We start from the raw sequence: 10952 nt of genomic DNA on the forward strand, positions 1-10952 counted from the left end.
GGGGCCGTACCGCTCAGCGGCTCCCGCTTCCACACCGACCCGCGCGACCTCTATCGCGAGATGCGCCGCGACCACGGGCCCGTCGTCCCCGTCGAACTGCCCGGCGACATCCCCGCCTGGCTCGTCATCGGCTACCGCGAGGTGCACCAGGTCACCTCCGACCCCGACCTGTTCCCGCGGGATCGCGGGCTGTGGAACCAGTGGGAGAAGATCCCGCCCGACTGGCCGCTGCTGCCGATGGTCGGCCAGGTCATGCCGTCCATCCACTTCACCGCCTCCGCCGCCGACCACCGCAGGCACGCCGTCATGGTCGGCGCCGCGCTGGAGAGCGTCGACCCCTTCGACCTGCGCCGGCACTGCGAGCAGCTCGCCGACCGGCTCATCGACTCCTTCTGCTCCCGCGGCAGCGCCGAACTCGTCGGCGACTACGCCGTCCCCCTGCCCGTGCTCGTACTCGCCCGGCTCATCGGCTTCCCCGACGCCGAGGGGCGGCAGCTCGCGCAGGTGCTCAACGAACTGGCGGACGGCGGACCCGGGGCGCTCAAGGCGTACGAGACGTTCGTCGACCACATGACGCGGCTGGTCGCCGAGAAGCGGCTCGCGCCGGGCCAGGACGTCGCCTCGCGGATGCTGGCCGACCCCATGCACTTCACCGACGAAGAGGTCATGCTCGACCTCAAGGACACCACCGCCGCCGGCTTCCTGCCCACCGCCGACTGGATCGGCAACTCCATCCGGCTCATGCTCACCGACGACCGCTTCGCCGCCGCCCTCGGCGGCGGGCGGCACAGCGTCGGCCAGGCCATGAACGAGGTGCTGTGGGAGGACACCCCGACGCAGATCCTCGTCGGCCGCTGGGCCGCCCGCGACACCCAGCTCGGCGGGTGCCCCGTCGGCGCCGGCGACCTGCTGCTCCTCGGCCTCGCCGCCGCCAACGACGACCCGCAGATCCAGCAGGCGCTGGGGGGCACGGACGGCCCGGGCGGCGGTTACGGGTACGGCGGGGGCGTACCCGCGCAGGCGGGCAACAGCGCCCACTTCGCCTTCAGCTACGGCGACTTCCGCTGCCCCTTCCCGGCCCAGGAGATCGCCGAGATCATCGCCCGGACGGGCCTGGAGGTGCTCCTCGACCGCCTGCCCGACCTGGACCTCTCCGTGCCGGCCCGCACGCTGGTGCGGCGGCCGTCCGCGTTCCTGCGCGGCATGACGGCCCTGCCGGTCACCTTCACCCCCGTACGTGCTGCAGGAGGCCACCCGTGAACTGCCCGCACGCCGCCGGCTCCGCCGCCGCCCCGACCGGCCCCGGGGCCGCCCTCCCCGGACCGCTGGCCATCGACCCGCTCGTACGCGACCTCGCGGGCGAGACCGCGCACCTGTGCGCCGCCGCCCCGCTCACCCGGATCGAGCTGCTGGGCGCGCCCGCGTGGACCGTCACGCGGCACGCGGAGGCGCGGCAACTGCTCACCGACGCCCGGCTGGTCAAGGACATCGGCGCCTGGCGGCTGTGGCAGACCGGCGAGGTCACCGCGGAGTGGCCGCTGATCGGGATGGTCAACCCGGGCCGGTCGATGTTCACGGTCGACGGCGCCGAGCACCGGCGGCTGCGTACCAAGACGGCCCAGGCCATCACCCCGCGGCGGCTCGACGCGCTGCGGCCGGTGGTCGAGCGGGTGACGGCCGAGCTGCTGGACTCCCTGGCCGCCGCGGCGGCCGCGGGCGACGGGGTGGTCGACCTCAAGGAGGTCTTCGCGCAGCCGCTGCCGATGCGGGTGGTGTGCGCGCTCATGGGCGTCGCGGAATCGGAGATACCGCGGCAGATGCGGCTGTGGAAGGCGTTCTTCTCCATGCTCACGCCGCAGGACGAGCGGCTCGCGGTGATGGCGGAGCTGGACCGCGTGTTCACCGACATGGTGCGGCAGAAGACCGCCGAGCCCACCGACGACCTCACGAGCGCGCTGATCCTCGCCGACGAGGGCGGGGAGCCGCTGACCGAGGAAGAGGTCGTCGGCAACCTGAAGTCGATGATCGCCGCCGGGCACGAGACCACCATCACCCTCCTGCTCACCACCGTGCGCGGACTGCTCACCCACCCCGAGCAGCTCGCCATGGTGCGCGACGGCAAGGTGACGTGGGAGACCGCGATCGAGGAGGCGCTGCGCTACGACCCGCCCGTGACCCACCTGCTCATGCGGTTCGCCACGGAGGACATCGAGATCGCCGGCACGGTGATCGAGAAGGGCGAGGGCGTCGTCATCTCGTACCGCGCGATCGGGCGGGACGCCGGGCACCACGGGGCGGACGTGGACGCCTTCGACGTGGCCCGGCCGACGCCGATCCGGCACATGACCTTCGGGCACGGGCCGCACATCTGCCCCGGCGCGGCGCTGTCGCGGCTGGAGGCGGGGGTGGCGCTGCCGGCGCTGTTCGCCCGGTTCCCGCAGCTGCGGGCGGCGGTGCCGGTGGGGGAGATCCGCAACCTGCCGGTGCTGACGCAGAACGACCTGGAGTCCTTCCCGGTACGCCTCACCTGACGACGGATGCCGGGGGCGGCGCCGCCGTCCCGCGCCCCTCCGCCCGCCCGCCGCCCCGGCCCCTCGGCCCCGCCCGCAACGCTGCCCGCGCCCCCGCCCGCAACGCTGCCCGTAACCCGCCTGGGCCCCGCCCGCTCGCCGTCCCGCCCCGGACACGGAACCCTGAGGGACGACGGCAAGGCCCGCATGTCGGCCGCGGTAGGGAGGACAGCGCAGGACGGGCAGCGTGCAGGAGAGGGCAGGTGCAGCCGGTGCGGGAGGACGGCACGCAGGGCGCGGGACAGGACGAGGGCGGGCGCGGTCCGGACGACGCGGGGCGCGGTTCGTACGAGGACGGGCGCCGTCCGAACGGCGCGGCACGCGGTCCGTACGACAACGGGCGGGCCTACCGCGTGGGCAACGGTCCGCTGGACCCGGCGGTCCGGTCCCGGCGCCCCGACGCGACCGGCGGTGAACGGCGCGTCCGGTGGGCGCTGCGGTGGCTGCCGGCCGGGCTGATCGTCCTCGGGGCGGTGTTCTTCTGGTTCACGCCGGAGGGGCTGCGGTCGTCGCCGATGTTCGAAACCACGCCGCTCGTCGCCGCCGCGCTGCTGTCCCTGCGCGGCACCGTGGCGGTGGCCGTGTCCGCCCTGGTCGTGGATGTCACGCTCGAAATCCTCAATGGCACCGCCGGGACCCCCGACGCGCTCACGCAGATGGTGTCGCAGGTCGTCCTCGGTGGCCTGGCGATCGTCATCAACGTCCTCATCCAGCGCAACTACCGCCGGCTGACCTCCGCCCGCCACGTCGCCGTCGCCGCGCAGCGCGCCGTGCTGCCGAACCCGCCGGACGGCTTCGGCACCCTGCGGGTCGCCGCCCGCTACCAGGCCGCCGACGCCGACGCCCGGATCGGCGGCGACCTCTACGCCGTGCAGGAGGGCCCGTACGGCGTGCGCTGCATCGTCGGCGACGTACGCGGCAAGGGGCTGGAGGCGGTGGAGTCCGTGGCCGTGGTGATCGGCGCGTTCCGGGAGGCGGCCGAGGCGGAGGCGGGGCTCGCCGGGGTGGCGCGGCGGCTGGAACGTGCGCTGCAGCGCCAGGAGACGGGGCGCAGCGGCCTCGACCGCGTGGAGGGGTTCACGACGGCGGTGCTCGCGGAGGTCGACCGCGACGGCGGCGCGCTGCGCCTGCTCAACCGCGGCCATCCGGCGCCCGTGCTGCTGGGCCCGGACGGCGCGGCGCGCACGCTGCAACCGCACGAGCACGCGCTGCCGCTGGGCATGGGCGACCTGGGCACGTGGCCGGACGAGGTGACGGAGGTGGCGTTCCCGCCGGGCGCGGCGCTGGTCCTGTTCACGGACGGCGTGACGGAGGCGCGGAACCGGGCGGGCGTCTTCTACGACCCGCTGACCCTGCTGGACGGCCGGCTCTTCGACGACCCGCAGGAGGTGCTGGACACGCTCCTGGCCGACGTGACCCGCTATACGGGCGGACGGGTCGCCGACGACATGGCGCTGTTCGCCCTCGCCCGCTCCCGCGCACCGGTCGGGGGGCCGCCGGCCCCACCCTCGTCTGCACACGCTCCGTAGCGGAACAGCGCCCCTCCGCATAACAACTGATGCACGATCAGCTAACGACCGGACCTCACTCCGCGTAGCCGAGGCGTCAACTTGTCCGTTTCCGCTGGTGCATGCCCGGATCGTCCGCGGCAAAGCACAACTGAATGACGGGAACGACTTGGAATCGAACGCCGTCGTCCGCTAGCGTGCGGTAACGCAGCGCGGTCGTAACCGCCGCCGCAAGAGGCGGCACCGTGCGCCGTCGCCGAATCCCGCACGCGAAACAACTGCAGCAACGGCAACACCTAGGGAACCGGGGAACCACCACCTTGGGGTGAATCGGGCCAACCTCCGCCAGGAGGCGGCCCGTAGGAGACCTTCCTGCTCCGAACCCGTCAGCTAACCCGGTAGGCGAGAAGGAAGGAAAGGAGTACGCCTTCGTGGCGTCCTACAGGTCTGGGCCTGGCTACGGCCATGGCTACGACGATTACGGCTACGACGGCTATGCGTCCGGTGGCAACGCCCCCGAGGGGTATGCGCCCACCGGCTACGCCGCCGAAGAGCCGGTCGACGAAGTCTTCCCCGAAGACGACCTTCCCTCCCGCGGCCGCCGGCGCCTCGCGAAGCAGCGCGGCGGCAGCATGGCGCGCAGCGGTGCCGTACTGGGCGTCGGCGTCTTCGCCGCCGTCGGCGCGGGCAGCATGGCCACGGCGCAGGAGAAGCCGCCGGTCGCGATATCCATGCCCGACCAGGTCGACGCCGTCGCGAACGGCATAAGCGCCCAACTCCCGGACGCGGAGAGCCTGCCGGGCGTCGGCGACCTGATGCCGAGCGAGGAGGAGCCCGCCTCCGACACGGTCGTCACGACGGCTCCGCTCACCCAGGTCAGCTACGCGAGCGACGCCGGCGCCGGTACCGAGGCCCCGGCCACCGACTCCGGCGAGGCCCTGCGGGCGCGCATCCTGGAGCAGGCCGAGCAGCAGCAGGCGGAGGCCGACGCCTCTGCCCGCGCGGCCGCCGAGGCCGAGGCCGCCAAGCAGGCGGCCGACGAGGCCGCCGAGGCGAAGGCCCAGGAAGAGGAGCGCCAGCGCCGCCTGGAGGAGGAGCGCCGCCGCAAGGCGGAGGAGGAGGCCCGCCGCAAGGCGGAAGAGGAGCGCCTCGCCAAGCTCGCCGCCAGCTACGTCGCCCCGGTCGCCAACTACACGCTCACCTCGATGTTCGGCGAGTCCGGCGACATGTGGGCCGCGGGCCACACGGGCCAGGACTTCGCCGCCTCCACCGGCACCCCGGTCAAGGCCGTACACGGCGGCACGATCACCGAGGCCGGCTGGGCCGGCTCGTACGGCTACCGCATCGTCCTCACGCTTGAGGACGGCACCGAGATCTGGTACTGCCACCTGTCCTCCATCATCCAGTCCTCCGGCGAGGTCACGACCGGCGACGTCATCGGGCGCGTGGGCGCCACGGGCAACGTCACCGGCCCGCACCTGCACCTCGAAGTACGACCCGGCGGCGGGGACGCGATAGACCCCCTCGCCTGGCTGCGCAACAACGGCGCCCCGGTCTGACCGACGCGGCGGGCCCGGCGCCCCGGCCCACGGTGGCCAGGACACCCGCGCCCGCCCGCCCGGCGACCGCAAGCCCCTATAACCCCTCTCCCACGTCTCCGGCGTGCCCGTACGCACCTTCCCCCGTGGCGTCCGAGCGCGCACCGAGACCGCCGGCGGCCCTGGTGGCCGACCCCCCGACACCAGGGCCGTCGGCTTTTCCCGGAACCTACTCCCCGGGCCCGCAGAGGCAGAACGGATGCCCGGCCGGATCCGCGAACACCGGACAACTCCCACCCGCCTCGGAGAGCCGCACGGCCCCGAGGCGCAGCGCCAACTCGCCCGCCGCGACGGAATCGTCGACGCCGAAGCAGATGTGCATCTGCTGGGGGTAGGTGCGGTCGAGGTCGGGCCAGAGCGGCGGCCGGTAGCCGGCGACTTCCTCGAATGCCAGTCGTGGAAAGCTGTCTTCGTCCTTGGCGATCACCATCCAGTCGTCGCGAATGACCCGCATGCCGAGCAACCGCGTGTAGAAGTCGGCGAGCTCGCGGGCGTCGGCGCAGTCGAGCACGATGTTCCTGACGTAGGCATCCATGGCGGCCACCTTGCCACGCACCGAGGACACCTCAGGGTGCCGCGCGAGCCGCAGACGACTCAGGCGGCACCGGTCGGCAGCGCCTCAAGCGGCAGCGGTAGCAGCCGCACTGGCAACAGCACCGGCACCGGCACGAGCAGCAGCGTCGGCAGCGGCAGCAGCGTGGTCGCCCCCGGCGGCGATTTCACCCAGGGCGGCGCGGATGGTGTGGACCATCCGCTGGGGCCACTCGAAGACATCGCCCGCGGTGAACCGCAGTATGCGCCGGACCTCGGGACAGCGCCCCAGGTCGTTGAAGCGCTCGACGTCGGCGAGATGGGCGGCCCGGCTGCCGTGGAAGGCGTAGCCCTCGATCTCCACGACGAGCCCCGCGACCGGGAAGAAGAAATCCACTCGTATCCGCCGGCCGTTGGGCGCGGTGAACGGCACTTGGCTGAGCGGCCGCAGCCCGGCGTCGTACATCCGCAGCCGCGCCACCGTCTCCGCGGGCGACCCGGAACGGGGATCGACAAGCGCGAGCCGCTGCCGCGCCGCGACCACCCCCCGCCGCTGCCCGGCACCGGCGACGGCTTCGGACACCGCATGCAGATCGGTCACCTGCTCCCGCCACCGCCGCGGCACCCCACCTGCGGGCCCCAACGGCCGCCGCGTCAAGGCCGACTCGACGGCCACCAGCGCAGCGTCCCGCTCGGCGGTACGCAGCAGGTCGACAAGAGTCCGCACCCCACTGGTCAACCGCAACCCGGCCACGGCGACAACTTCGTCCGCACCCACCGCGGTCCGATGCAACACGCACCCCTCGGGCGCCCGCCCCCGCCCATGCACGTGGGTGAACTCGGGCCGCACGGCCGGCACTTCGATCCCCAGCACATGGGCGGCCGCACTGTGACTCACGACCAACCCGGGCCGCCCGGCCTGCGCCACCCGCAACCGAAGCCGCAGATCACCAACCCGCCCCGGCTCCACCCAAACCCCGGCCCGAACCTTCCGCCACCCCTCCTTCCGCAACCGCCGCACCAACACCCCGGACGACCACCCGGCCGCCAAAGCCTCGGCACAAACCAACACCCCACCATTCCCCGCCGCCAACTCACCCAGCGACCCAAGTTCCCCCGTCATGCCCCCACCCTCTCGCGGATCCCCACCCTCCGCTTCCCCCTGTGGATAACTCCCGCAGCGGGCAACAGGCTGCCTCTCTCGCGGTCGCAGCGGCCCTACCCCCTGCCGGCCTCCGACTCCACGGACGGAAATGCGGCCACATGGCCGGCACGCTTGGCCGCCGGTTGGTTCTCAATCACGTTCAGGGGTGCTCTTTGCGGCGGTGACCGAGGCAGCGACCCGATCTGCGATCGACAATGGATCCTCGTGTTCCCAACAGCGAATCACGGTCCAGCCCGCTTCTTCGAGACGCAACGTCGTTTCCCGATCACGAGATTTGTTGCGCTCCAGTTTGGTTCGCCACCAGTCGGCGTTGGCCTTGGGGTGGGTGGCGTGCTCGGGGCAGCCGTGCCAGAAACAGCCGTCGAGGAAGACAGCAACCTTTGCGCCCGGGAAGGCGATGTCGATGGTGCGACGCGGCATACCGGGGACGGGGCGTTGGAGCCGATAGCGGAAGCCGGCGCCATGGAGGAGGCGCCGGACAGCGACTTCAGGGGCGGTGTCCCGGGAGGACTGGCGGCTCATACGGGCCGAGACGCCCGGGGAGGAGGGAGTAGCAGGCACGGGAACATCATGCCGACTCCGTCCTCTGGCGTTCATACGGGGGAGAGGGCCGGCTCGGGGTGGTCAGCGGGTGAGGAAGGGTGTGTTCGTGGGGTGTGCCGTCGGGGGTGTGCCAGCGGGCCACGGGGTGGTGGTGCCGCGGATGGTTGCGGGGGTGTCAGGTGCCGGGAGCTTTTGCCAGGTGGGGGGCGCCCTGGGGGAGGGGCCAGGGGCTGGGTGGGGTGGTGGTGTAGGCGGCTCTTGTGAGGGCTGGTTGGGCCAGGGCCTTGTTCTGCCACATGTGCGCCAGCAGGGCCTGTTCGCGGGCCGCGTAGTCCTTTGCCGGGCGGCCCTGGGTGGCCTGGGCGCGGAGCAGGGCCAGTGTCGTCGCCGAGCGGGTGTAGTCCGCCACCGCTCGGCGGGCCTCGTCGCCGTGGGCGTGGCGGGCCAGGGTGCGGGCCAGTTTGCGGGTGCGGAGGGAGGCGAGGGCCACCGGTTCCGCGGGGACCAGCCAGCCGGCGTGGGCGTAGGCGGGGAGTTGGTCCCGTATCGTGCGGAGCTTGCCGCCGCGGGACCAGACCGCCAGCCACACCAGCAGCCCGAACACCGGCGCCATCACGAAGGCGTACGCGCCGAGGAAGACGAAGCCGTTCATCACCGCCGAGCCGTTCCACAGCGAGTGCAGCGCCATCGCCAGCAGCAGCCCGGCCACCGGGAACAGCACGCGGCGTACCCGCTGGCGGGCGACGGTCATGGCCGCCAGGCCGAAGCCTATGCCCGCCATCGCCGTGAACAGCGGGTGCGCGAACGGGGAGAAGACCACGCGGGCCACGAACGTCACGGTCACCGTCGCCAGCGGGCCGGAGTCGCCGAAGGTCTGGTTCTCCTCGTACGCCCTGCCCAGGTACAGGATGTTCTCGGTGAACGCGAAGCCCGTGCCGATGATCCCCGCCAGCACCAGCCCGTCGACCAGGCCGGCGAAGTAGTGCCTGCGGAAGAGGAACAGCAGCAGTATCGCCGCCGCCTTCGCCGCCTCCTCCACCACCGGCGCCACCACCGCCATCCCCCACAGGTCCGCCTCGCGCGACGACGCCGTGGGCAGGCCGGTGGCGATCCAGCGGGCGGCGAAGGTGTTCGCCAGCATCGCGACCAGCGTCGCGGCGAAGGCGCCCCACGCGAACGCGAAGATCCGGTAGCGCCACGGGCCGGGCGCCACCCGGTCCAGCCACAGGAAGCCCGCGATCAGCAGCGGCACCGGCAGCAGCGCCAGCCCGCCGCCCACGAGCATCCCGTGCGTGCCGGTCTCCGACCACACCAGCCCCAGGATCGCCAGCCCCGCCAGCGTCAGGACCGTCGCCACCGCGCCTATTCGCACGCCCCGCCGGCGCCAGAATCTCTTCCGGGCGGGGGCGGCGGCCACGGGCTCCGGCGGTTTCGGGGGCGCGTCCGCGTACACCGGCCGCGGGCCGAATTCCTCGGGCTCCCGCGGCCGGGCTATGAGCTGAGCGCCTTCGTACTGCACCCCTCGACCCTAGCCAGTCCCCGCCGCCGCGCGCGACGGGCTATTCCTCACTGATGCGCCGGAAGAGCAGATCGTTCACGATGTGGCCCTTTCCGAGCCCCTGCCCCTCGAAGCGCGTACGCGGGCGGAAGTCCGGCCGCGGCGCGTAGCCGCCGGGATGGGCGTTCTCGAAGTACGGCGACGCCTCCAGCGTCTCCAGCATCCACTCCGCGTACGGCTCCCAGTCCGTCGCGCAGTGCAGCACCGCCCCCGGCGCCATCCGCGAGGCCGCCAGCGCCAGGAACTCCGGCTGGATGAGCCGGCGCTTGTTGTGCCGCTTCTTGGGCCACGGGTCCGGGAAGTAGATCCGCATCCCCGCGAGCGCCGCCGGGGGCAGCATCTCGCGCAGCAGGATGACGGCGTCGCCGTTGCCGATGCGTACGTTCGTCAGCCCCCGCTGCTCCATGAGCCGCAGCAGGTTGCCCTGGCCGGGGGTGTGGACGTCGACGGCGAGGATCCCCGTGGCCGGGTCGGCGGCGGCCATGTCCGCGGTCGCCTCGCCCATGCCGAAGCCGATTTCGAGGACGACCGGCAGGCCGTCGAAGAGCTTGTCGAGATCGAGCACGGACGCGCCGTCGATGTCGAAGCCCCACTTCGGCCAGAGCCGTCTCAGGGCCTCACCCTGCGCGAGCGTCACGCGGCTGCGGCGCGGGACGAACGAGCGGATACGGCGCTCGTTGTGCGGCCCGGCGGGCGCGGGGGCGGGGCCGTCGGGGAACCGGGGCTGGGGACGATCGTGCTGATCGGGGTGGTCGGACACAGTGGCCCCTATTTTACGGAGGCTCCCGAGCCGTGGTGAGGCGGTCCCCCCGCTGGTCACAGTGCGGCGAGCACCCTGCGCGCGATCTCCCTGCCGATCGGCAGCGACGCGGTCGCGGCCGGGGACGGCGCGTTCAGTACGTGGACGGTGCGTGGCCCCGACGCGAAGCGGAAGTCGTCCACCAGCGACCCGTCCGGCAGCACCGCCTGCGCCCGCACCCCCGCCTGCGCCGGGCGCAGGTCCTCCTCGTCGACCGCCGGCAGCAGCCGCCGCACCGCCTGCGTGAACGCCCTGCGGGAGAGGGAGCGGCGGAGTTCGCCGGCGCCGTAGCGCCAGTGGCGGCGGGCGATGCGCCAGCTGCCGGGGTACGTGAACGTGGCCGCGGCGTCGCGGGGGCTGAGGCTCGTACGGGTGTAGCCCTCCCGGGCCAGCGCGGGGACGGCGTTCGGGCCGAGGTGGACGGCGCCGTCGATGCCGCGGGTGAGGTGGACGCCGAGGAACGGGAACGCGGGGTCGGGAACGGGGTAGACCAGGCCGCGGACGAGGTCGGCGGCGTGCGGCGCCAGCTCGTAGTACTCGCCGCGGAACGGAACGATGCGCAGCCCGGGGCGGTCCCCGGCGAGGCGGGCGATGCGGTCGGAGTGCAGGCCGGCGCAGTTGACGAGGACCCGGGCGCGTACCACCTCGCCGGCGGCGGTACGGACGGCGATCCCCGGGCG

Annotated in this window: 10 protein-coding genes and 1 riboswitch; of the genes, 4 read left to right on the forward strand and 6 right to left on the reverse strand. The window is 73.1% G+C overall.

What is annotated here, in order from left to right; all coding sequences use genetic code 11:
• The 4 genes from H5J30_RS07760 to H5J30_RS07775 all read left to right on the forward strand — a co-directional run.
• Nucleotides 1-1260, forward strand: a 1260-nt coding sequence (locus H5J30_RS07760; protein ID WP_181786411.1) for a cytochrome P450 family protein, incomplete at its 5' end; no start/stop codon positions are given.
• Entirely contained in the window at nucleotides 1257-2531 is a 1275-nt protein-coding gene (locus H5J30_RS07765; protein ID WP_181786412.1) for a cytochrome P450 family protein, read from the forward strand. The genes H5J30_RS07760 and H5J30_RS07765, both read left to right, overlap by 4 nt.
• 242 nt (nucleotides 2532-2773) lie before the next feature.
• Nucleotides 2774-4099, forward strand: a complete 1326-nt coding sequence (locus tag H5J30_RS07770) for a PP2C family protein-serine/threonine phosphatase (RefSeq protein WP_181786413.1) — start codon at nucleotides 2774-2776, stop codon at nucleotides 4097-4099.
• 256 nt (nucleotides 4100-4355) lie between these two features.
• Nucleotides 4356-4498, forward strand: a riboswitch (cyclic di-AMP (ydaO/yuaA leader).
• 11 nt (nucleotides 4499-4509) lie between these two features.
• Nucleotides 4510-5637, forward strand: a complete 1128-nt coding sequence (locus tag H5J30_RS07775) for a M23 family metallopeptidase (protein WP_181786414.1) — start codon at nucleotides 4510-4512, stop codon at nucleotides 5635-5637.
• Nucleotides 5638-5845: 208 nt separating this feature from the next.
• On the opposite strand, the gene H5J30_RS07780 is transcribed toward H5J30_RS07775, so the two are convergent.
• The 6 genes from H5J30_RS07780 to lhgD form a co-directional block, all read right to left on the reverse strand.
• The gene (locus tag H5J30_RS07780) at nucleotides 5846-6211 is read right to left on the reverse strand and encodes a VOC family protein (RefSeq protein ID WP_181786415.1); all 366 of its coding nucleotides are present in this window, start codon (nucleotides 6209-6211) and stop codon (nucleotides 5846-5848) included.
• 84 nt (nucleotides 6212-6295) lie between these two features.
• Nucleotides 6296-7081, reverse strand: a complete 786-nt coding sequence (locus tag H5J30_RS07785; RefSeq protein WP_258563172.1) for a putative endonuclease domain-containing protein — start codon at nucleotides 7079-7081, stop codon at nucleotides 6296-6298.
• Between the two features lie 420 nt (nucleotides 7082-7501).
• Nucleotides 7502-7894, reverse strand: a complete 393-nt coding sequence (locus tag H5J30_RS07790; RefSeq protein ID WP_181786417.1) for a very short patch repair endonuclease — start codon at nucleotides 7892-7894, stop codon at nucleotides 7502-7504.
• Nucleotides 7895-8090: 196 nt separating this feature from the next.
• A complete protein-coding gene (locus H5J30_RS07795) occupies nucleotides 8091-9410 on the reverse strand; it encodes a PrsW family intramembrane metalloprotease (protein WP_181786420.1) in 1320 nt (439 codons plus the stop codon).
• A gap of 64 nt (nucleotides 9411-9474) precedes the next feature.
• Nucleotides 9475-10233 carry a tRNA (guanosine(46)-N7)-methyltransferase TrmB gene (gene trmB, locus H5J30_RS07800; RefSeq protein ID WP_181786418.1) on the reverse strand — a complete coding sequence of 253 codons (759 nt, stop codon included), beginning with the start codon at nucleotides 10231-10233 and terminating at the stop codon, nucleotides 9475-9477.
• A gap of 56 nt (nucleotides 10234-10289) precedes the next feature.
• Nucleotides 10290-10952, reverse strand: a 663-nt coding sequence (lhgD, locus tag H5J30_RS07805) for an L-2-hydroxyglutarate dehydrogenase (protein ID WP_181786419.1), incomplete at its 5' end; no start/stop codon positions are given.

The organism is Streptomyces phytophilus, assembly GCF_013870535.1.
In the GTDB taxonomy this organism is placed as follows: domain Bacteria; phylum Actinomycetota; class Actinomycetes; order Streptomycetales; family Streptomycetaceae; genus Streptomyces; species Streptomyces phytophilus.

What these genes read in the sequence shown, in the direction of transcription:
- H5J30_RS07790 (WP_181786417.1), bottom strand. Translation starts at nt 7,894, where the DNA reads ATGAGCCGCCAGTCCTCCCGGGACACCGCCCCTGAAGTCGCTGTCCGG.
- H5J30_RS07780 (WP_181786415.1), bottom strand. Translation starts at nt 6,211, where the DNA reads ATGGATGCCTACGTCAGGAACATCGTGCTCGACTGCGCCGACGCCCGC.